Annotated in this window: 24 protein-coding genes and 1 pseudogene; 8 read left to right on the forward strand and 17 right to left on the reverse strand. The window is 68.1% G+C overall.

Features of this window, described 5'->3' with window-relative positions:
- The 5 genes from cysS (at nt 1) to ACVFYP_RS11330 (ending at nt 4,525) form a co-directional block, all read left to right on the forward strand.
- On the forward strand, nt 1-1,395 hold the full coding sequence (gene cysS, locus ACVFYP_RS11310; protein ID WP_499200276.1) for a cysteine--tRNA ligase: 1,395 nt from the start codon (nt 1-3) through the stop codon (nt 1,393-1,395).
- Nucleotides 1,396-1,462: 67 nt separating this feature from the next.
- Nucleotides 1,463-1,849 carry a CopM family metallochaperone gene (copM, locus tag ACVFYP_RS11315; RefSeq protein ID WP_499200277.1) on the forward strand — a complete coding sequence of 129 codons (387 nt, stop codon included), beginning with the start codon at nt 1,463-1,465 and terminating at the stop codon, nt 1,847-1,849.
- On the forward strand, nt 1,846-2,688 hold the full coding sequence (locus ACVFYP_RS11320; RefSeq protein ID WP_499200278.1) for an RNA methyltransferase: 843 nt from the start codon (nt 1,846-1,848) through the stop codon (nt 2,686-2,688). Before copM ends, ACVFYP_RS11320 begins: the two co-directional genes overlap by 4 nt.
- Nucleotides 2,685-3,548 carry an alpha/beta fold hydrolase gene (locus tag ACVFYP_RS11325; RefSeq protein ID WP_499200279.1) on the forward strand — a complete coding sequence of 288 codons (864 nt, stop codon included), beginning with the start codon at nt 2,685-2,687 and terminating at the stop codon, nt 3,546-3,548. Before ACVFYP_RS11320 ends, ACVFYP_RS11325 begins: the two co-directional genes overlap by 4 nt.
- A 2-nt stretch (nt 3,549-3,550) precedes the next feature.
- Nucleotides 3,551-4,525, forward strand: coding sequence for a Bug family tripartite tricarboxylate transporter substrate binding protein (locus tag ACVFYP_RS11330; RefSeq protein WP_499200280.1), 975 nt, complete (start codon nt 3,551-3,553; stop codon nt 4,523-4,525).
- A gap of 104 nt (nt 4,526-4,629) precedes the next feature.
- On the opposite strand, the gene ACVFYP_RS11335 is transcribed toward ACVFYP_RS11330, so the two are convergent.
- Nucleotides 4,630-4,830 (reverse strand): hypothetical protein, encoded by a 201-nt coding sequence (locus ACVFYP_RS11335; RefSeq protein WP_499200281.1) that lies wholly within the window; start codon nt 4,828-4,830, stop codon nt 4,630-4,632.
- Between the two features lie 217 nt (nt 4,831-5,047).
- On the opposite strand from ACVFYP_RS11335, the gene rpsD reads away from it, so the two are divergent.
- The gene (gene rpsD, locus ACVFYP_RS11340; RefSeq protein WP_216878072.1) at nt 5,048-5,665 is read left to right on the forward strand and encodes a 30S ribosomal protein S4; all 618 of its coding nucleotides are present in this window, start codon (nt 5,048-5,050) and stop codon (nt 5,663-5,665) included.
- Between the two features lie 183 nt (nt 5,666-5,848).
- Here the strand turns inward: rpsD and ACVFYP_RS11345 are convergent, their stop codons facing one another.
- Complete coding sequence (locus ACVFYP_RS11345; RefSeq protein WP_499200282.1) at nt 5,849-6,526, reverse strand: Abi-alpha family protein; 678 nt, start codon at nt 6,524-6,526, stop codon at nt 5,849-5,851.
- A gap of 452 nt (nt 6,527-6,978) precedes the next feature.
- Here ACVFYP_RS11345 and ACVFYP_RS11350 point away from each other — a divergent pair, with 452 nt between their 5' ends.
- The gene (locus tag ACVFYP_RS11350) at nt 6,979-7,716 is read left to right on the forward strand and encodes a recombinase family protein (protein WP_499200283.1); all 738 of its coding nucleotides are present in this window, start codon (nt 6,979-6,981) and stop codon (nt 7,714-7,716) included.
- Here ACVFYP_RS11350 and ACVFYP_RS11355 read toward each other — a convergent pair.
- Together ACVFYP_RS11355 and ACVFYP_RS11360 are read right to left on the reverse strand one after the other, a co-directional pair.
- The gene (locus ACVFYP_RS11355) at nt 7,713-8,744 is read right to left on the reverse strand and encodes an antA/AntB antirepressor family protein (protein ID WP_499200284.1); all 1,032 of its coding nucleotides are present in this window, start codon (nt 8,742-8,744) and stop codon (nt 7,713-7,715) included. The genes ACVFYP_RS11350 and ACVFYP_RS11355 overlap by 4 nt on opposite strands.
- 314 nt (nt 8,745-9,058) lie before the next feature.
- Nucleotides 9,059-9,253: a hypothetical protein gene (locus tag ACVFYP_RS11360; protein ID WP_499200285.1), complete on the reverse strand. Its 195-nt coding sequence runs from the start codon at nt 9,251-9,253 to the stop codon at nt 9,059-9,061.
- Nucleotides 9,254-9,400: 147 nt separating this feature from the next.
- Here ACVFYP_RS11360 and ACVFYP_RS11365 point away from each other — a divergent pair, with 147 nt between their 5' ends.
- The gene (locus tag ACVFYP_RS11365; protein WP_499200476.1) at nt 9,401-10,087 is read left to right on the forward strand and encodes a BRO-N domain-containing protein; all 687 of its coding nucleotides are present in this window, start codon (nt 9,401-9,403) and stop codon (nt 10,085-10,087) included.
- Here the strand turns inward: ACVFYP_RS11365 and ACVFYP_RS11370 are convergent.
- From ACVFYP_RS11370 to purB, 13 genes and pseudogenes are all read right to left on the reverse strand, one after another.
- A pseudogene (locus ACVFYP_RS11370) lies at nt 10,038-11,486 on the reverse strand (DUF6538 domain-containing protein); the annotation flags it as partial. The gene ACVFYP_RS11365 and the pseudogene ACVFYP_RS11370 sit on opposite strands and share 50 nt — an antisense overlap.
- 24 nt (nt 11,487-11,510) lie before the next feature.
- Nucleotides 11,511-12,341 carry an alpha/beta family hydrolase gene (locus ACVFYP_RS11375; RefSeq protein WP_499200286.1) on the reverse strand — a complete coding sequence of 277 codons (831 nt, stop codon included), beginning with the start codon at nt 12,339-12,341 and terminating at the stop codon, nt 11,511-11,513.
- Nucleotides 12,342-12,380: 39 nt separating this feature from the next.
- Nucleotides 12,381-12,719: a Grx4 family monothiol glutaredoxin gene (gene grxD, locus ACVFYP_RS11380; protein WP_499200287.1), complete on the reverse strand. Its 339-nt coding sequence runs from the start codon at nt 12,717-12,719 to the stop codon at nt 12,381-12,383.
- Between the two features lie 25 nt (nt 12,720-12,744).
- Entirely contained in the window at nt 12,745-12,978 is a 234-nt protein-coding gene (locus ACVFYP_RS11385; protein ID WP_216878068.1) for a BolA family protein, read from the reverse strand.
- On the reverse strand, nt 12,978-15,185 hold the full coding sequence (purL, locus tag ACVFYP_RS11390; protein WP_499200288.1) for a phosphoribosylformylglycinamidine synthase subunit PurL: 2,208 nt from the start codon (nt 15,183-15,185) through the stop codon (nt 12,978-12,980). The genes ACVFYP_RS11385 and purL overlap by 1 nt, the downstream gene beginning before the upstream one ends.
- A gap of 37 nt (nt 15,186-15,222) precedes the next feature.
- The gene (purQ, locus tag ACVFYP_RS11395) at nt 15,223-15,921 is read right to left on the reverse strand and encodes a phosphoribosylformylglycinamidine synthase subunit PurQ (RefSeq protein ID WP_499200289.1); all 699 of its coding nucleotides are present in this window, start codon (nt 15,919-15,921) and stop codon (nt 15,223-15,225) included.
- Nucleotides 15,922-15,925: 4 nt separating this feature from the next.
- Nucleotides 15,926-16,102 (reverse strand): hypothetical protein, encoded by a 177-nt coding sequence (locus ACVFYP_RS11400; protein ID WP_499200290.1) that lies wholly within the window; start codon nt 16,100-16,102, stop codon nt 15,926-15,928.
- Nucleotides 16,103-16,117: 15 nt separating this feature from the next.
- Entirely contained in the window at nt 16,118-16,345 is a 228-nt protein-coding gene (locus ACVFYP_RS11405; RefSeq protein ID WP_499200291.1) for a hypothetical protein, read from the reverse strand.
- Nucleotides 16,346-16,351: 6 nt separating this feature from the next.
- Complete coding sequence (purS, locus tag ACVFYP_RS11410; RefSeq protein WP_216878175.1) at nt 16,352-16,591, reverse strand: phosphoribosylformylglycinamidine synthase subunit PurS; 240 nt, start codon at nt 16,589-16,591, stop codon at nt 16,352-16,354.
- The gene (purC, locus tag ACVFYP_RS11415; protein WP_216878064.1) at nt 16,588-17,352 is read right to left on the reverse strand and encodes a phosphoribosylaminoimidazolesuccinocarboxamide synthase; all 765 of its coding nucleotides are present in this window, start codon (nt 17,350-17,352) and stop codon (nt 16,588-16,590) included. The genes purS and purC overlap by 4 nt, the downstream gene beginning before the upstream one ends.
- Nucleotides 17,353-17,493: 141 nt before the next feature.
- Nucleotides 17,494-18,237, reverse strand: coding sequence for an NRDE family protein (locus ACVFYP_RS11420; protein ID WP_499200292.1), 744 nt, complete (start codon nt 18,235-18,237; stop codon nt 17,494-17,496).
- A gap of 15 nt (nt 18,238-18,252) precedes the next feature.
- Nucleotides 18,253-18,558, reverse strand: a complete 306-nt coding sequence (locus ACVFYP_RS11425; RefSeq protein WP_499200293.1) for a hypothetical protein — start codon at nt 18,556-18,558, stop codon at nt 18,253-18,255.
- Nucleotides 18,559-18,667: 109 nt separating this feature from the next.
- Nucleotides 18,668-20,002, reverse strand: coding sequence for an adenylosuccinate lyase (gene purB / locus ACVFYP_RS11430; RefSeq protein ID WP_499200294.1), 1,335 nt, complete (start codon nt 20,000-20,002; stop codon nt 18,668-18,670).
- Nucleotides 20,003-20,073 lie beyond the last annotated feature (71 nt).

The following is a 20,073-nucleotide window of genomic DNA, read 5'->3' on the forward strand; positions in this document are numbered from 1 at the left end:
ATGGACATCCAACTCCACAATACCGCGACCCGCCGCAAGGAGCGGTTCGTGCCGATCGATGACCAGCATGTGCGCATGTATGTCTGCGGCCCGACCGTCTACGACTTGGCGCATCTGGGCAATGCACGCCCCAATGTGGTCTTCGACGTGCTGGCCCGGCTGCTCCGCCAGGCCTTCCCGAAGCTGACCTATGCCCGCAACATCACGGATGTCGAGGACAAGATCATCGACCGGGCGCGGGAGAGCGGGGAGGGGATCGCGGCGCTGACCGCGCGGACCACGGCCGACTTCCATCGCGACATGGCGGCGCTCGGTGTGCTGCCGCCGGATGTGGAGCCGACGGCCACCGGCAGCATCCCCGAGATGGTGGCGCTGATCGAGCGGTTGGTCGCCAATGGCCATGCCTATGCGGCGGAGGGCCATGTGCTGTTCGCCGTGGCGAGCTTTCCCGAATATGGCGCCCTGTCTGGCCGCTCGACGGAGGAGATGCTGGCGGGCGCGCGGGTCGAGGTCGCGCCCTATAAGCGCGATGCGGGCGACTTCGTGCTGTGGAAGCCCTCCACCCCGGAACAGCCCGGCTGGGACAGCCCCTGGGGCCGGGGTCGGCCGGGCTGGCATATCGAATGCTCCGCCATGTCCTGGAAGCAGTTCGGGCCGGATTTCGACATCCATGGCGGCGGCGCCGACCTGATGTTCCCGCATCATGAGAACGAGGTCGCGCAATCCCTCTGCGCCTTCCCGGGCAGCCATTATGCCCGCTACTGGCTGCACAATGGGATGCTGCTGGTCGACGGCGAGAAGATGTCGAAGTCGCTCGGCAATTTTCGGACGGTGCAGGACATCCTGGCGCACGGGCCCTGGGCCGGTGAGGCGTTCCGGCTGCTGTTGCTGCGCACCCATTACCGCGCGTCGCTGGATTACAACCTGGCGGCGCTGGAAGAGGCGCGGCGGGAGCTGGACCGCTTCTATCGCGCCCTGTCGAAGATGGCCGAGATCGAGCCGGAGGATGGCGACCGGCCGTATCCGGCCGAATCACCACCCTTCGAACAGGCCCTGGCGGATGACCTGAACACGCCGCTGGCGCTCGCCACGCTGCACCACCTGGTCTCCACCGCCAATGACACGCTGGCGCGGGGCAGCGAGGCCGGCCTGCCGCATCTCAAGGGCCGAATCCTGGCCTGCGGCGCGCTACTCGGCCTGCTCGGCACCGACCCTGCCGCCTGGTTCCGCGGCGAGGCCGGCGATGCCGAGGCCATCGAGGCCGCCATCGCTGCCCGCCTCGCGGCGCGCAAGGCGAAGGACTGGGCCGAGGCCGACCGCATCCGCCAGGAACTGGCGGGGCAGGGCATCCTGCTGGAGGACGGGCCGCAGGGCACGAGCTGGCGCCGTGCGTGAACCCCTTGCCTTCCCCCGGGGGCAAGGTTCCATCTGTCCGGCCGACCCCATCGAAGGAGGATCGGACATGCCCCGCCTTGCCATCGCCACCGCGCTTTCGCTTGCCCTGACCATGCCGGCTTTCGCCCAGCAGGGGCATCAAGGCCACCACGCGCCGCCGGCGTCGCGCGCCCCGCAACGGGCCGCGGAGCCGGCAAGCACCGTCGAGTTCCGCGCCGCCAATGCGCGCATGCATCGCGACATGGACATCACCTTCACCGGCAATGCCGATCGCGACTTCGCCGCCGGCATGATCCCGCATCATGAGGGCGCCATCGCGATGGCGCGCATCCAGCTTCGCCACGGCACCACGCCGGAGATGCGCAAGCTGGCCGAGGACATCATCCGGGCGCAGGAGGCCGAGATCGCACAGCTTCGCGCCTTCCTCGCCCGAACCGCGCCACCGACGCGATGACAGGCGGGCGTGGGGAAGGGGGCGCGGTGCTGACGCCGGCCCCGGGCGAGAGCCCCATCGTGGTGCTGGTGCGGCCGCAGATGGCCATGAATATCGGCACCACGGCCCGCGCCATGGCCAATGGGGGGCTGTTCCATCTGCGGATCGTGGCCCCGCGCGATGGCTGGCCGCAGCCCAATGCCTATCCAGCGGCCTCCGGCGCCGATGCGATCCTGGACGCGGCGCAGGTGTTTCCGGATGTGGCTTCCGCCGTTGCGGATTGCCACCGGGTGATGGGCACCTGCCCGCGGCCGCGCTACGCCATCGTGCAGCTGCGCGATGCCCGCGCCGCCGCCGCCGATCTGCGCGAGATCAACGGCCGTGGGCTGCGGGCCGCCGTGCTGTTCGGCCCGGAACGCGCGGGGCTGGAGGCGGAGGATCTGTCCTATTGCGACACGCTGGTCCGCTACCCGCTGAACCCCGAGCACTGCTCGCTCAACTTGGCCCAGGCGGTGATGATCCTGGCCTATGAATGGTGGATGGCAGCCGAGACCACGCCGCCCCGCCAGTTCCTGACCAATGGTACGCCGGTGGCCACCAAGGGGGCGCTGGAGAATTTTCTCGGCCGGCTGGTGGCGGAGCTGGATGCCTCCGGCTTCCTGCACAACCCGCCGAAGCGTCCCGGCATGATCCGCAACCTGCGCCACTGGTTCGAGCGCGGCGAGGTGACGGAGCAGGAGCTGCGCACCCTGCATGGCGTGGTGACGGAGCTTTCCACCGGCCGCATGCAGCGTGGCCGCTTCCCGGCGGAAGACCCGTTGCCGCCCTGGCATGAGGCGGCGGAGAAGGACAGCGGATGATCCACCCCGACGGCACCCCCATCCCAGCCCTGCCGGACCCGCGCTTCTGCGAGGTGGATGCGGCGGCGCTGGGGCTGGAGGGGCCGCGCCTGTCCTATATGGAAGCCGGCGAGGGGCCGCTGACGATCCTCTGCCTGCACGGCATCGGCGCCAACAGCATGGGCTGGCGCTTTTCCCTGGCCGGGCTTTCCGACCGGGCTCGGGTGATCGCCTGGAACGCGCCAGGCTATTTTCTGTCCGACAATTTTGGCGCCGATGCGCCGACGGCCGAGGCCTATGCGGATGTCGCGGTGGCGCTGCTGGATGCGCTGGGCGTGCGGGGGCCGGTCTGTGTTGCCGGGTCCTCCTTCGGGTCGATGCTCGGCGCCTGCCTGGCGGCGCGGCATCCGGAGCGTGTGGCGAAGCTGGCCCTGATGGGCACCTCCCGCGGTCAGCGCTGGAAGGGCGAGGAGGGTCGCGCCGCCATGCTGGCGATGCGGGCGGCGAGCGTGGCCCAGGGGGCGGTCGCCCTGGCGCGGACGCGGTCGGGCAATCTGGTCTCGCCCAATGCCGGTTCGCTGGTGCGCGAATTGGTGCAAGGCGTGGTCGCCGCGACCCATCCGCGCGGCCTGCTGCAGGCGGCGCGCTGCACCGACCGGGTCGATGTCATCGCCGATTTCGCGCCGCATATCCGCGCGCCGACGCTGGCCATCAGTGGTGCGGACGATGTGGTGAATCCGCCGGAGACGGTCGGCCGCCTGATCGCGGAGGCGATCCCCTGTTCGGTTTTCGTCTCGCCACCCGGTATCGGCCATCTGCCGGAGCTTGAAGCCCCGGCCTGGACGCTGGACATTCTGCGCCGCCATTTTTTCGGAGACTGACCATGCGCCTGTCCCGCCGCACGCTGCTCGCCGGCCTTGCCACGCCGGCGCTGGCCCGGGCGCAGTCCAGCGACTACCCGACGCGGCAGGTGCGCATCGTCGTGCCCTTCCCGCCCGGCGGCGGGCTCGACGCGCTGGCGCGGGTGCTGGCGGAGCGCCTGCAATTGACCTGGCGGCAGCCGGTGGTGGTGGACAACCGGCCGGGCGGGTCCACCGTGCCGGGCACGGATATCGTCGCCAAGGCGCCGTCGGATGGGCATACGCTGCTGATCACGGCGGACAATTCCATCACCTCGAATCCGCATCTGATCCGCAGTCTGCCGCATGATCCGATGAAGGACCTGGCGCCGGTCAGCCTGCTGGTGGATGTCCATCAGATGGTGCTGGTGCATCCCTCGGTGGGGGCGCGCAGCATGGCGGAACTGGTGACGGCGGCCCGGGCCGCGCCCGGTCAGTTCAACTTCGGCTCCTATGGCATCGCCAGCCAGCCGCACCTTTGCTTCGGCGCGCTGATGGCCCGCGAGAAGATCGAGATGGTCCATGTGCCCTATCGCGGCCTGACACCGGCCGTGATGGCGACCCTGGCCGGGGAGGTGCAGATGACGCTGGCGGGCATCGCCTCCGGCGCCAGCCATATCCGCGCCGGCACGCTGCGGGCGCTGGCGGTCGGCAAGCCGACGCGGTTCGAGGCGCTGCCGGATGTTCCGACGCTGGCCGAGGCCGGCTTCGACGATATCGACCCGCGCACCTGGTTCGGCGCCTTCGCCCCCGCCGGCACCCCGGCGCCGCTGGTCGCCCGCATCCAGCGCGACATTGCCACTGCCATGGCGGAGCCTGCGGTGCGGGAGCGGCATCTGCTGCCCGCGGGCTACACCGTGCATGCGGCGACGCCGGAAGCCACCGCCGCCTTCCTGCGTCAGGATTTCGACTACAAGGCCGGGCTGATCCGGGCCGCCGGCATCACGCCCGACCAATGAACGGCGGGCCGGTCGCTTGACCGGTCCGAGCGGCCGGATGGCCGCCGCCGCTTATGCGGCGAGCCAAGACGCCGGAGGCCTCGCCCGGCGCGTGAGGGTTTAAATCAGAGGCGCTTGGCCAGCTTCCGCGCCTGCACATAGCCGATCATGCCGGCGACGGGCGCGGCGGGCAGGACCATCAGCCAGCCGAGATGCTGACCGCCGATGACCAGCCCCAGGCCGATGCCGAGCATCATTCCGCCCACCAGGCTGCCGACCACACCCGCGGTCAGGCCGAGAATCAGGATGTCTTCGCGTGTGACCATGCGGGCGAAGTAGGGGAGGTGGGGCGGGTTTGACAAGCCGCCCGGCGTCCCCCTATAGGCGCCGCACTTCCGGGAACGCGGACAGGCCTTCGGGGCCTGCGCCCGCCCTTGGCCATGCTGGCCTTGGGCCTACCGGGACAACCCGCCGCGATGCCTTCAAGGGTGCCGGCACAAGTAAGAACCGGCAACCCTCACAGGTGCCGGGCAGGAGAAGCGCATGACCAAGCGCGCAGAAAGCAAGTACAAGATCAACCGCCGCCTCGGCGTGAACCTCTGGGGCCGTGCGAAGTCCCCGATCGCCAAGCGCGAGTATGGCCCCGGCCAGCACGGGCAGCGCCGCAAGCAGAAGCCGACCGACTTCGGCGTTCAGCTGATGGCGAAGCAGAAGCTGAAGGGCTACTACGGCAACATCGGCGAGAAGCAGTTCCGCAAGTACTACGAGGAAGCCGTGCGCCGTAAGGGCGACACCTCGGAGAACCTGATCGAGATCCTGGAGCGCCGGCTCGACACCATCATCTACCGCATGAAGCTGGCGGTGACGCCCTTCGCCGCGCGCCAGTTCGTGAACCACGGCCATGTGCTGGTGAACGGCAAGCGCCTGAACATCCCGTCCTACCTGGTGAAGGACACGGATGTGATCGAGGTGAAGGACAAGTCCAAGCAGCTGACCTGCGTGCTGGACGCCGCCCAGTCCGGCGAGCGCGACGTGCCAGAATACATCGAGATCGACCACCGTGCGATGCGCGGCCGCATCCTGCGCGCGCCGAAGCTGAGCGACGTGCCGTATCCGGTGCAGATGGAACCGAACCTGGTGGTCGAGTTCTACTCGCGCTAAGGGTAACGAGGCGGGGCCTAAAAGCTCCGCTTTTTCAGTGCCTTATGAGGGGTGAGCCATTGGCGCTCCCCCTCACGCCACCCCTCACGGTGTCCCCCCCACGGCCACGTTAAGCGCGATGCCGCAAAGGGGCGTTAACCCGGCTGAGGTGGGTTCGGCTGCCTGTTTCCAGCCGATGTCTTTCTATTGCTCGGTGACTCCCGCCAGCGCCGAGAGCAGGCCCTTCCCAAATTCCGACATGGAGGCTTCGACGCCTGTCTGGGTCAGCAGCCCCAGGCGGTGAAGTGCAGCCATAGAAAGCCCGAAATCGAGCGGCCCAACTCCGCGAATAGCCGCCTGCGCTTTCACCCGCTGGAATTGCTCGCTCATGAAGGTCCAACTGCCAGTGGAAACATCCTGCCCGTAGAGCAGGAATACGATGGCATCTGGCGGTTCCATCTGACGAACCGCGTCGAAGAAGGCTCGGCGCACCCTCCTGCCACCGTCCGGTTGCATGGCGTTCGCCAGCAAGGCAGCCCACAGTTCCTGAAGTTCTGGGCGCGACTCATCGGCGGCTGCTTGAAGAAGTGGCATGACCACGGACACGCTTGGCGCGGTGATTTGCCCGGCGCCAAGGCGGGCGCGGACAGCCTCGGTGTTCGCTTCAAGCGCCATGAGGTTGCGCCTTCGCTGGTGGTGTAGCCAGTCCCCACCAGCCAACCCCAGGAGGTCTTCGGGGATCGTCCCTAGGGTATCCTTCAGCCACCCGCCGAAGGCTCGGCCGGTAGCCAGGGCGTTGCTGCCCAGTTCGGCAACTTTGCCCATTCCGTCCCCGACCTTCCCGGCCGCAACCGCAGCGTCCTTGATCGTGTCCTCGCCCATCCGGCACCCCTCAGGCTGAACCTCGGTGGCCACTGTGTCTCGGCGCCTACCGCAGGGCAAAGGTCGCGGTTCCGAAATATTTGATGTGCATGTCCGAGACGCCCATTTACAGGGCCGCCGCACGACATCCCCCCCTCCCCGGGTGGCACCCCCACCCCCCTCTATGGATGCCCCCCGGGCGTGGCCGTGGCGGCGCAGGCGGTTCGGCCAGGGCGCGGCGCGTTAGTCCCGGCACCACCACTGCAGGGCAGCGCAGCGGCCCCCCCATTGCTGTCCCCAAGCGGCCCGGCAGGCATGATCCTGCAACCTCATCCGGCGGCTCCGGTCCCCAACCTCGGAGAGCGGGCGGGAGCCTGCCATCCATGTCATTGGCCTACTACCTCCGATGAAGGCTGTTGACATAGATCAGCCGGGGACTCAGGGTGGCGCAGCACCCGCCAGGACCGGCGCCGATGACCGCCACCACCAGCACCGCCACCACCAGCACCACCACCGCCAGCCCCCAGGGGCGCTCCTTCGTGGCCTACTGCCGGGTCAGCACGGCGCGGCAGGGGCGGAGCGGGCTGGGGCTTGAGGCGCAGGAAGCCGCCATCAAGGCGTTCCTCCAGCCGGCTGACAGGCTGCTGGCCCCCATCTTCGTCGAGGTGGAAAGCGGGCGCAGGGCAGACCGTCCCAAGCTAGCGGAGGCCATGGCCCGCTGCCGGGTCACCGGGGCCACCCTTCTGATTGCCAAGCTGGATCGCCTGTCCCGTGACGCCCATTTCCTGTTCGGGTTGCAGAAGGCTGGGGTGGAGTTCATCGCGGCTGACATGCCCCATGCGAACCGGCTCACAGTCGGCATCCTGGCGCTGGTGGCGGAGGAGGAGGCCAGGGCCATCAGCGCCCGAACCAAGGCGGCGCTGGTGGCGGCGAAGGCCAGGGGCGTGAAGCTCGGCGGCGACCGTGGCCACCGGCCGGCGACCCCTGAGGGCATCCAGAAGGGCGCCAAGGCGTCGGCGGAGGCCCGCGCCCTCAAGGCCGGGCACCATGCCCATGCGGTCCTGCCGGTCATCGCGGAGCTTCGGGCCACCGGGGCCAGCAGCCTGCACCAGCTCGCGGCGGCCCTCACGGCGCGCGGGGTGGCGTCCCCTAGGGGCGGCGCTTGGACCGCCACCACCGTGCGGCGGGTGCTGGCCAAGGCGGAGGGCTAGCCCACTACCACACTGTCGATCTGACCGGAGGCGCTATAGGCGATCTGGTAGGTGTCCCAGGTGTGCTGGTTCAGCAGGTCGTAGTCGGTGACGATCATCCGACCATCCGCCAACCTGTCCACCGCATAGTCCAGCCGACCCTGGGCGTCATAGTCCTGCGCCAGGGTGCGACCATTGGCGAAGACGGTATAGGCATAGTCGATCAGGCCGGTGGCAGCGTTGAAGTCCTTGGCCTCGATCAGACCGTCGATGTGTTCCACATAGGAATAGTCGAGATTGCCGGTGCCTGGGTCATACTCGGTCTGGCGGTAGGTCAGACCCGAGAGCTGCGGCCCTGCCGCATAGGATGTCTCGACGAAGACCGTCTCCGACAAGGTGCGCCCCTGTGCGTCGAAGGTCATATAGGTGTCTGTCGCGATGCCGGCCGGGCTGCCCCCTATGGCGAACACATAGTTGACCTCCCTGAGGGTCACCGACCCGTCATCCCAGGTGACCCTCACGGTGTCCAATGCGGGGACGGAGCCGTAGAGTTCGTGGGTAATCTCGTAGGTGGCCCAGGGGTTCTCGCCCCGCTGGTCATAGTCCAGTAGATAGGCGGTATAGGGGCCAGAGAGGACGCCTGTCGGGCCTGTTCGATACTCGTAATCCGGCTGCCCAGTGTCGTCGTCATAGACGGTGATGGTTCCACTCACCCTCGATCTCCTTTGGTGTCTCGGGATGATGCCGGAATGGGTTCTGGAGGGGAACCATGGGGCCTTCGCCCGGCGCTCGCACTCGATGAAGTAGTGACGCACCCGGCGGCCGGCGTCGTTGCGCTCGACCATGGCCAGCTCCTTCGCCATGTCGAGGGTCAGGTGGTAGTCGCGGGCGTTGCTACCGCCCCACGTCTTGCCGCTCAGATTTGAGCCGCGAATTTCCGCAATGAAATCAACGTCTTCACGGAACCCGTAGTCCGCGATCCGGCGGGCGATCCAGTCCTTGAAGGCGGTCGCCACCTCCAGGCTCGCATGCAGCTCCCGGGCGTTCACCGTCTGGACGGCCTCGCCGTCGATGGTGGTGGTGGAAATGACGCCATAGGCATTCCCTATGACCTCCTCGCCGCTCCGAGTTTTCCCCCCGCTTCCCTGAGAGTCAAAAAGAAGTCCCTATAGATACTCCTAAAGAAGCTCCTATGGATGAGCATAAGGAAGCTCCTATGGCGTGATGACCAGTGGAGGTAATCCCCCCTGCATCATCCCCGATGGTGGTTCACCTATGGGGCCTCCTTGGAGAATACTTGGGCAGAGCAGGGCGCAGGCGAGTAGAGCAGCCCATGGGCGTTCCCTGCCTGCGCCCCGTGGCGTCACCTAGGACCGGCCAGCCATTCCCGACCACCGGCCAGGACCGCCACCCCACCGTCATCCAGGCGTCGGCAGGCGAGGCCCTGGGCGTTGTCGGGGAAGATGATCCGGCCACCAGCGCCAGAAGCGCCAAAGACTCCAGCCTCCCAGCCGAAGGGGGACAGGATCAGGTTGGACAGCTTCAAGATGATGGACATGGTGAACCTCATGAGATGACCCAGGGACAGCCCCGACGGTTCAGACTTCATGGCACAATACTATGCCCCTATAGGGGATGACTGATGATTGATCGTCTGTGTGTTTTTCCGGTCACGCATGTCCGCCCATCTGTTGTTTTTGGTACCATGCTGACCACCTTCACCGCCGCCGCCGGCCAGGCCATCCGCGTCATCCAGATCGACGGCAACCCGTGGTTCGTCGCGGCGGATGTCTGCCGGGCGTTGGGCGTCACCATCGGAGGCGCTGCCGGGGGCACCACCCGCCACCTCGCAAAGCTGGCCAGTGACGAGAAGCGTACACTGCGGCGGGGTGAGGCAATCGGATTGCCTCTGTTCGGGGAGACGCAGGCGTCGTCCATCACCGTGCTCTCCGAGAGCGGCCTCTACCGGCTGACCCTGCGGAGCGACAAAACGGCGGCCCTCGCCTTCCGAGATTGGGTAACCCGTGAAGTCCTCCCGGCGATCCGCAAGGACGGCGCCTATGTGATGGGCGAGGAGAAGGTCCGCACCGGGGAACTGACCACCGGGGACAGGCTCCCAAGGAACAGCCCTGTGGCGACTCCCAGGAAGCCCCTGGAGCCTGCCGGCAGAGCGCCCGCTACTGTCCTACCGGCGGAGGCGCTGGCGAGTCTGTGGGGGCTCCTGGGGAGGCCTCCAGGGGCGGCAGCCTCACGGCCTCCACACAGGCGGTCAGGGCGGCGGCGGTGTCCCCGGCGAAGTAGACCCCCACTGTCACATCAGCCTTCGGCAGCTTGTGCCCGACCACCTGCTTCACGACCCGCTCAGGCTGGCCCGCTCGCAGGGCTTCGGTGATGAACCATCGGCGGAAGGAGTGGAAGTTGACGAGCGACCGGCGGCGGCCCTCCCGCGCCTCATGCACGCCCCGTTCCTGGCGGTAGCGGTTGAAGCGGGCAATGGCGTTGGCGCTGCGCTTGCCGAAGCGGTTGGGGTCACCCCATTCAGGGAACAGCCATTCCGGCCCGGCCTTGTCCTTCGTCCTGCGGGCGATGATGGCCCGAAGGTCGGGGTGGACAGGCACCCGGCGGATTGCTGCCGCCGTCTTGGTCCCTGGCACATCGAAGGCGGGGCCAGTGCAGCGGGCGGCAGTGAGCTGGCAAATCTCCTCCACCCGCATCCCGGTCAGGGCGGCAATGTGCATGAGGTCGGACAGGGCCGCATCGGCCGGGCCACCCAGGAGCTTCCTCATCTCCTCCGGGGTGAACGCCCTTTCCGGCTCATCCAGGCTGTCCTCCTGGGCCACCTTCCGGGGGGCCTGCCGGGGCCACGGGTTGGCGCCCTCCTTGGCGATCCCCCGGTATTCCAGCCACCGCCAGTAACCGGACAGGGCGGAGCAGACATCGCGGATGCGGGCATCGCTTCGGCCAGCGGCCAAGAGGGCGGAGGCATAGGCGCCGGCCACCTGCCGGCTGACGGCCTCGACGGTGACGGGGTGGCGCTGCTTGGCCAGCCACTCCCCGAAGGCGGCCAGCATGGCGCGGTACTCCGCTTTGGTCCGCTCATGGCGGCGGCCCTTGCGGCCCGGCTCGGCAAGCCACGTCTCCGCGTGGTGGGCCAGCGGGGTGGACCGACCCAGGGCCATGTCCGCGAAGGCGGAGGCGCGGGAGGCCCCCTCCGATGCCTCAATGTCCTCCGCCCTTGTGACGATAGCCGTGGCGAGGGCTTCCTCCGCTTCCTGTTCGGCGGTCAGCTCCAACAGCCGGCCGTCCTGAAGCTCCACCAGCCGGCCACCTGTGGCGCCCCAGCCGGCGACATCCCCGGAGCGGATGCGGGCGGCTTCCTCCCGGTAGGCCATGGCCTCGGCGGTCAGGGTGTCGGTAGCCGGATGCTGTTTGCAGGCGGCCTCTATCCTGGCGTGCAACTCCATCACCGCCTTCCTGAGGCGCGCCTCCGCGACGTGGACGTCCTGCGTGCTGAGGCCCTTGCGGAGCCTCTTGCGCCCCACCGCCTTCCGCAGGCTGGGCGGCACGTCCACCACCGCCTCAAACCCCGCCCGGCGCTTGGAAAGATACCCGCTGATCTTCATACCCCTCACGCCACCCCTCACGTTCTCCCCCTCACGGTGCCCCGGAAGGCGTTGCAACACAAGGGTTTCAGTGGCTTGAAGGGCAGGGGTGTCGAGTTCTACTCGCGCTGATCCGGTCACCCGGGAACGCGATGGAAGGCGAGGTCGCAAGACCTCGCCTTTTTTCATGGGCGCTTTTTGGCAGGAGCCGCGTCAGCCAGGGTTGGGGCAGCAATGTCCCAGGAACAGCAGTATTTCGCGTCCCACCCTCTCCCAGCCTTGCGGCTCCATGCGGAAGCCATGGTCCGTGTCGAGCATGACGAGCCTGGTCCTCTCGGCCAGGGGATAGCGCCCCGGCACGTCGTCGCCGCCATAGGGATCCCGGCTGCCCTGGATGATCAGCGTGGGTGTGCGCAGATGCGGCAGGTGGGTGTAGCGTGACGGATCGTCCGGCCGCGCTGGCTGACGGAAGGGATAGCCGAGGCAGACGAGGCCGCGCACCGGGCGCAAATCGGCCAGGGTGCTGGCGATCCTCGCGCCGGAGGAGCGGCCCATCAGGATCAACCGGCCCGGATCGGCGCAGCCTTGCAGCACGCCCGTGAGCCATTCCTGCCGTTCCGCGAAGCTGCGCGGCAGGGCCTGATCCGGCGGTATGCCGGATTGCTCCCCCTCCGTATGGAAGCTTGCTTCGAAGAAGGGGACGAGGGAGCGCCGCACCAGCGGGCCGAAATGCGCGTCCTTCGGGCGTGAATCGCCGCTCAGGAACATGATGCAGTCGCCGCGCGCAGCCCCGGGCGCTGACAGCTCCGCCACCAGCACGGCGGGGCCGTTGGCTGATTGGAGCGCTGGGCCGCAGCCATCCACCGCCAGGTCGGTCCCAGCTTCCGACGTCAGCAGTCGCAGGGCCGAGAGAGGAGGGGCACCGACCCAGCTGAGCTGGGCGACAGGTAGGGTGACCGCGAAGGCGAGACGACCTGGTTCAGCCAGGAACGGAACCAAGGGGCGGCCATCGGCCAGAAGCGCCCCGCCACGGTGCCCAGGCATCGCCGGAACCGGTGGGCTGGGCACTCCCAGTCAAAGGCGTCAGGCGGTCGCCTTCGGCATCACGCCATTGTCTTCCATCAGCGTCTGCAATTCGCCGGACTGGAACATCTCAGTGATGATGTCGCAGCCGCCGACGAATTCGCCCTTCACATAGAGCTGCGGAATGGTCGGCCAGTTGGCGAAGGCCTTGATGCCCTCGCGGACCTCCATGTCCTCCAGCACATTCACGCCTTTGAAGGGTACGCCGACATGGGACAGGATCTGCACCACGCGGGCGGAGAAGCCGCATTGCGGGAAGACCGGCGTGCCCTTCATGTAGAGCACCACCGGATTGGCGGAGATGTCGGCCTGGATACGGTCGAAAACGGGATTGCTCATGGCACGGGGTCCCTGGTCGGAAAGGTTACTCGGGGGCGGAAGTCTGCAATGCCAGGGCGTGCAGCGCACCCCCCATCCGGCCCTGCAGGGCGGCATAGACGATCTGGTGTTGCTTCACACGGCTGAGGCCCTTGAAGGCCGAGGAGACCACGGTTGCGGCGTAATGGTCGCCATCGCCGGCCAGATCCTCGATCGTCACCACGGCGTCGGGCAGGGCGGCCTTGATGAAGGCCTCGATTTCCGCCGCATCCATCGCCATCAGGCTGCCTCCCCCTGCATCAGCGCCGGCAGCGTCGCCTCATGGCTCGCCACCAGCTTCGTCACGGATATGGAGGAGCCATCGCCGAGAACCAAGTCCCCACCGCCGCTGCGGCCGAGCTTCCGCGCCGGCACGCCGGCCGCCTTGGCCGCCGTCAGCATCACCGCGCCATCGCGCACCGCCAGGATGTAGCGCGCCTGGTCCTCGCCGAACCACCAGCCATGCGGGGCGATGCCGGCGGGCGGCGCGGTCAGGGTGGCGCCGACGCCACCACCCATCGCCATTTCCGCCACGGCCACCAGCAGCCCGCCATCGGCCAGGTCGTGGCAGGCAACCACTTCGCCGGCCAGGATGCGGCCACGGACGAAATCGCCGTTGCGGCGCTCCACCGCCAGATCGACCGGCGGCGGCGCGCCTTCCTCCCGTCCCACGATCTCGCGCAGCCAGATCGACTGGCCGAGCCAGCCACGGGTCTCGCCGATCAGCACCAGGTCGAGGCCGGGTTGCAGGGCCAGGCCCACCGCCTGGGCCGCATCCTCCAGCACGCCGACACCGCCGATGGCGGGGGTGGGCAGTATGCCGCGGCCCTGGGTCTCGTTGTAGAGCGAGACATTGCCGCTCACGACCGGGAAGTCGAGTGCGAGGCAGGCCGCGCCCATGCCGCGTACGGCGGCGGCGAACTGGCCCATGATCTCGGGCTTCTCGGGATTGCCGAAGTTCATGTTGTCGGTGACGGCCAGCGGCAGGGCGCCGACCGCGGTCAGGTTGCGCCAGGCTTCCGCGACCGCCTGGGCACCACCCGCCTCGGGATCGGCCTGGCAGTAGCGCGGCGTGCAGTCGGTGGTCATGGCCAAAGCGCGCTTCAGCCCTTCCAGCTTGACCACAGCGGCATCGGCGCCGCCGGGGCGCTTCACCGTCTGACCGCCCACCGTGCTGTCATACTGGTCCCAGATCCAGCGGCGGGAACACAGGTCGAGGCTGCCCACCAGCTGCTCCAGCGCCGGCAGCGGGCCGGCGGGGTCGTCGATATCGGCCGCGTCCAGCACCGGCTGCTTCGGCGTTTCCACCGTCGGGCGGCGGTACAGCGGCGCCTCGGATTCCAGCGGGGCGAGGGGGATATCGGCCTCGATCTCGCCCTTGTGGCGGATGACGATGCGGCCGGTATCGGTCAGATGGCCGATGACGGCGAAATCCAGCTCCCATTTGTGGAAGATGGCCTCGGCCTCGGCCTCGCGGCCGGGCTTGAGGATCATCAGCATGCGCTCCTGGGACTCGGAGAGCATCATCTCATAGGCCGTCATGCCGACCTCGCGCTGGGGGACATTGTCCATCACCAGCTCGATGCCCACGCCGCCCTTGCCCGCCATTTCGACGGAGGAGCTGGTCAGGCCGGCCGCGCCCATATCCTGGATGGCGACGATCATGTCGGTCGCCATCAGCTCCAGGCAGGCCTCGATCAGCAGCTTCTCGGTGAAGGGGTCGCCGATCTGCACGGTCGGGCGCTTCTCCTCCGAATCGGCCGAAAATTCGGTGGAGGCCATGGTGGCGCCGTGGATGCCGTCGCGCCCGGTCTTGGACCCGACATAGACCACCGGATTGCCCAGCCCCGCCGCGGCGCTGAGGAAAATGCGGTCCTTCGGCGCGATGCCCACCGTCATCGCATTGACCAGTGGGTTGCCATTATAGGCCGGGTGGAAGTTCACCTCCCCGCCCACGGTCGGCACGCCGACGCAATTGCCGTAGCCGCCGATGCCGCGCACCACGCCGTCGATCACCCGCTTCATCTTCGGCGCATCCGGCATGCCGAAGCGCAGCGCGTTTAGGTTCGCGATCGGCCGCGCCCCCATGGTGAAGACATCCCGCAGGATGCCGCCCACGCCGGTGGCGGCGCCCTGATAGGGCTCGATGAAGCTCGGATGGTTGTGGCTTTCCATCTTGAAGATGGCGGCCAGCCCATCGCCGATATCGATTACCCCCGCATTCTCGCCCGGCCCATGGATCACCCAGGGCGCCTTGGTCGGCAGCGTCTTCAGCCAGACGCGGGAGGATTTGTAGGAGCAGTGCTCGCTCCACATGACCGAGAAGATGCCGAGCTCGGTGCGGGAGGGAGAGCGGCCGAGAATGGCCAGCAGCCGTTCATACTCGTCCGGTTTCAGGCCGAATTCGGCGGCGAGCTGGGCGGCATGGTCGGCGGGCAAAAGCTGCATATCGGCGGGGGCTCCGGGGGCGGAGAAGAAGAAGGCCTCAGGCGGAGGCGAGCGAATCCAGCAGGCTGGTGAACAGCGGCAGGCCGTCCTCCCCACCCATCAACGGGTCCACCAGATCCTCCGGATGCGGCATCAGCCCGCAGATGCGGAGGTTGGGGGAGAGGATGCCGGCGATATTGTCGCGCGCGCCATTGCGGTTGGCGGCCTCCGTGATGGCGCCCTCCGGCGTCGCGTAGCGGAAGGCGACCAGGCCTTCGCCGTTCAGGCGCGCCAGCGTCGCGTCATCGCAGAAGTAGTTGCCGTCGCCATGGGCCATCGGGGCGCGGAACACGGCGCCCTTCTGCCAGTGCTGGGTGAAGGGCGTGTCGGCCCGTTCCACCCGCATGAGGCAGTCCATGGACAGGAAGCGCAGCGTGGCGTTGCGCAGCAGGGCGCCGGGCAGCAGGCCGGCTTCGGTCAGGATCTGGAAGCCGTTGCAGACGCCGAGCACCAAGCCGCCGCCTTCGGCGAAGGCCCGCACCGCCTTCATGATCGGCGACTGCGCCGCCATAGCGCCGCAGCGCAGATAGTCGCCATGGCTGAAGCCGCCCGGCAGCACCACAAGGTCCGTCCCCGCCGGCAGGGCCGTGTCCAGGTGGAACACCATGGCCGGCTTGCGGCCGCTGACGCGTTCCAGCGCGATCGCCATGTCGCGCTCGCGGTTGGTGCCCGGGAAGACGATGATCGCGGATTTCATGGAGTCACCAGAATACCCAGAGGATCAGACCGGCCAGGATGGCCAGGACGATGAAAAGCCCGACCAGCCAGCAGGCGAAGCCGAAGAAGACCCCGAGCGCCTGCTCCGCCCCCAAGGGCCGAAGGATAAGGCGGCCAAGCCGGGCAAACAGGTCGATCAGTAGCTCCAACAGCTCCTGCATCGACCCGGCGCCCTCCTATTCCAGCCAGACCCGCAGCCAATGAAGGCCGCCGATCACGGCCAGCGTCGCCACGGTGGCCAGCGCCGCCGCCGTCACCCAGCGATCCAGCCCCTTCTTGCCCCGCGCCACCAGACCGAGCCGTCGCTGCTGAGCCACGGCCGGCAGACGCTGTTCGCGCCAGCGCAGCAGCATGGAAATCAGCACCGTCAGCACCAGCATGACGACGAGGGAGAGCTTCACCATGGCTGGCTAGGCGAGCTCGACCCGGAAGGACTCGATCACGGTATTGGCCAGCAGCCGCCGCGCCATCTCCTCCGCCGCGGCCTGCGCCTTGGCGGGGTCGGTCTCGGCGAGCTCCAGCTCGATCACCTTGCCGGCGCGCACTTCGGCAACGCCGTCGAAGCCGAGCGAGGCGAGGGCATGGCCAATGGCCTTGCCCTGCGGGTCAAGCACGCCGTTCTTCGGCATGATGGTGACGCGGGCCTTCACTGGACGGTCTCCGGACCCTTCATGTCCCGCACCCCGGCCTCGGGCAGGATGCCGAGGCGCTTGGCCACCTCCTGGTAGCCCTCCTCGACCTTGCCCAGGTCGCGGCGGAAGCGGTCCTTGTCCATCTTCTCGCCGGTCTTCACATCCCAGAGGCGGCAATTGTCCGGGCTGATCTCATCGGCCAGGACGATGCGCATCTCGTCATTCTCATATAGCCGGCCGAATTCCAGCTTGAAGTCGACCAGGGTGATGCCGACGCCGAGGAACAGCCCGGTCAGGAAATCATTCACCCGCAGCGCCAGGGCGACCATGTCGTCCAGGTCCTGGGTCGCGGCCCAGCCGAAGCAGGTGATGTGCTCCTCGGAGACCATGGGGTCGCCCAGCGCATCGTTCTTGTAGTAATATTCGAGGATGGAGCGCGGCAGCCGCGTGCCTTCCTGAATGCCCAGGCGCGTGGCCAGGCTGCCGGCCGCGACATTGCGGATGACGACTTCCAGCGGGATGATCTCGACTTCACGGATCAACTGCTCACGCATGTTCAGCCGGCGAATGAAGTGGGTCGGGATGCCGATCTCCGCCAACTTCATCATCAGGTATTCGCTGATGCGGTTGTTGAGCACGCCCTTGCCGGTGATCGTGCCCTTCTTCTGCGCGTTGAAGGCGGTGGCGTCGTCCTTGAAATACTGCACCAGGGTGCCCGGTTCAGGGCCCTCGAACAGAATCTTGGCCTTGCCCTCGTAGAGCTGACGGCGGCGCGCCATGGTGCTGACTCCTCGACTGCCGCGATCCCAGGAAGCGGGCGCGCGGGACGACAGGCCGCGGCGGCCCGGTATCTGGCGGAGCTATAGCAGGGCCTCTCGCGAACCGCCACGGCACGGCCGCAGGTCCGCATTGCATCGGTTTCAGGCCGTGGCCAGGGGCAGGTCCTGAAACGAAGCGCTGCCCGGCGGGGCCGGACAGAAGCGCCAGTGCCGGCCACCCTGGGCGCCTAGGGCGAGTAGGCTCGCGCAGACGGTGCCGAAGCCGCGCACGGGGGGAACCCTCAGGGCCTCGGCGATGCCGGCCTCGCCATAGTCACCATCCGCGAGCAGACCCTCCCAGGCCGACCACTCGCCCCTGTCGGGGTCTGGCGGCGCGGTCTCACGGAAGCGCGGCAGGTGCCGGCGGATTCGCGGACTTGCGAAGTCGTTCGGGTCCTGGGCCGTCACCATGGTGACGCCGTCCGTCAGGGGCTGGACGTCGACCTGTTCAGCGCCGGTGCCGCGCAGGAAAAAGGCGCGGGCGGCGTCCGCGATCACCAGATTGAAGGGGCGCCAGCCGCGACCATCCAATGCGCCCAGCGCTGCCACGGCCTGCCGGGCATCGCGGGCGGAGGCTGCCAACAGCGGGAGCTCCCCGCGCGACCGCTTGCCTGCCTCAGGCCCCAGGCTGCCGGGCCGGTTCAGCACCGCCGCCATCACGCCATGAGGGCCCAGCGCCATCCAGGTGCCGCCGCCGCTGTGGTCCAGTCCGCCGACAACCTCCGGCCAGGACGACCAGTGCATCGCTGGCGGCGACCAGGCCCGGTCAAGCTTCTCGTCGCGGTTTGCCGCGACCAGCAAAGGCCAGGCATGGTCGGGACGGCGCAGCAGAACCAGGGTGCACACGCCGTCGGGCCATCCTCAGAATCGGAAGTACAATCCGACACCGGGCGGCGGCGGGGGCGGCGCATAATAATAGCGCGGCCGCGGCGGCGGGGCATAGTAGACCGGCGGCGGGTAGTAGCGCCGCGGCGGCGGGCCGTAATAGGCGCGCGGCGGCGGGCCACGATAGTAGCGGGGCGGCGGGCCATGATAATACCCGCCGCGACGATGGTCATGGACCAGCAGGACAGCATCGTCCTTCGCCACGGCCGGCGCGCTGCCGGCACCTGCCAGGAGCACGGCGCCGGCGGCCAAGGGCAGTAACTTCGCCAGGAAACGCATCACGACATGGTCCTCCCTGTCTCTCATCCTAGCTAGGCATGAGATGTGGCAGGACCTTGGCAAACCACGCTTTCCGCCGATGACGGTCGCGCGATCGCGGTCTGGCGCGAGGCTAGCTGCCGAGGACACGCCGGAAGGTGGCGTCCACATGAACGAAATCACGTGCCGGATCCATCGCGGTTTCCAGCGCGTCCGCGGTCATGCAGCCGGCCACGTCCGGGTCGGCCAGAAGGTTGGTGCGGAAATCCTTTGCCTCCGGCTGGCCCAGCGCCTGCCAGGTCGCCATGGCAGCGCGCTGGACGGCGGAATAGGCGGCTTCCCGGCTCAGGCCTGCCTGGGTCAGCGCCAGAAGCACTTTCTGGGAATGCACGACGCCGCCAAGGCTGGCGAGATTTTCCGCCATGCGCCGCGGATAGATGGTGAGCTTGGCCATCATGCCGGTCAGGCGCATCAGCGCGAAGTCCAGGGTGATGGTGGCGTCCGGGCCGATCACTCGCTCGACGCTGCTGTGGCTGATGTCCCGCTCATGCCAAAGCGCCACGTTCTCCAGCGCCGGCATGGCGTAGCCGCGCACCAGGCGGGCGAGGCCGGTCAGGTTCTCGGACAGCACCGGATTGCGCTTGTGGGGCATGGCGCTGCTGCCCTTCTGGCCGGCGTGGAAGAACTCCTCCGCCTCCCGCACTTCACTGCGCTGGAGATGCCGCACTTCCGTCGCCAGCCGCTCCACCCCGCTGGCGATCACGGCCAGGGCGCAGAAAAAGGCGGCATGGCGGTCGCGTGGGATCACCTGGGTGGAGACAGGCTCCACGGTCAGGCCGAGCTTCGCCGCCACATGCGCTTCCACCCGGGGATCGACACTCGCGAAAGTGCCGACCGGGCCGCTGATGGCGCAGGTCGCGACCTCCGCCCGTGCCGCCACCAGCCGGGCGCGGTTGCGCTGGAATTCGGCGTAATGGCCAAGCAGCTTCAGGCCGAAGGTGGTGGGCTCCGCATGGATGCCGTGCGACCGGCCGATGGTCGGCGTGTGGCGGTGTTCCTCCGCCCGCGCCCGCAGCGCTTCCAACAGCGCATCGATATCCGCGATCAGCAGGTCGGCGGCGCGGGTCATCTGCACCGACAGGCAGGTGTCCAGCACATCGCTGCTGGTCATGCCCTGGTGCATGAAGCGCGCCTCCGGCCCGATTCCCTCGCCCAGCCAGGTGAGGAAGGCGATCACATCATGCCGGGTCTCGCGCTCGATGGCGTCGATGCGTTCCAGATCGGCGGCGGTGATGTCGGCGACCTTCGCCGCGCCGCCACGCCGGATGGCCTGGGCCGCCTCGGCCGGGATGGTGCCCAGTTCCGCCATGGCCTCGGCGGCCAGCGCCTCAATCTCGAACCAGATTCGGAAGCGGTTCTCCGGCGACCAGATGGACACCATTTCAGGTCGGCTGTAGCGGGGGACCATGGACCGGATTCCGTGAGCAATTGTGCGCGCGTGTCTTCGCGCGGCAGACAGCCAGTTGACAAGTCTCCCGC

The sequence above is a fragment of the Roseomonas sp. F4 genome, assembly GCF_053891155.1.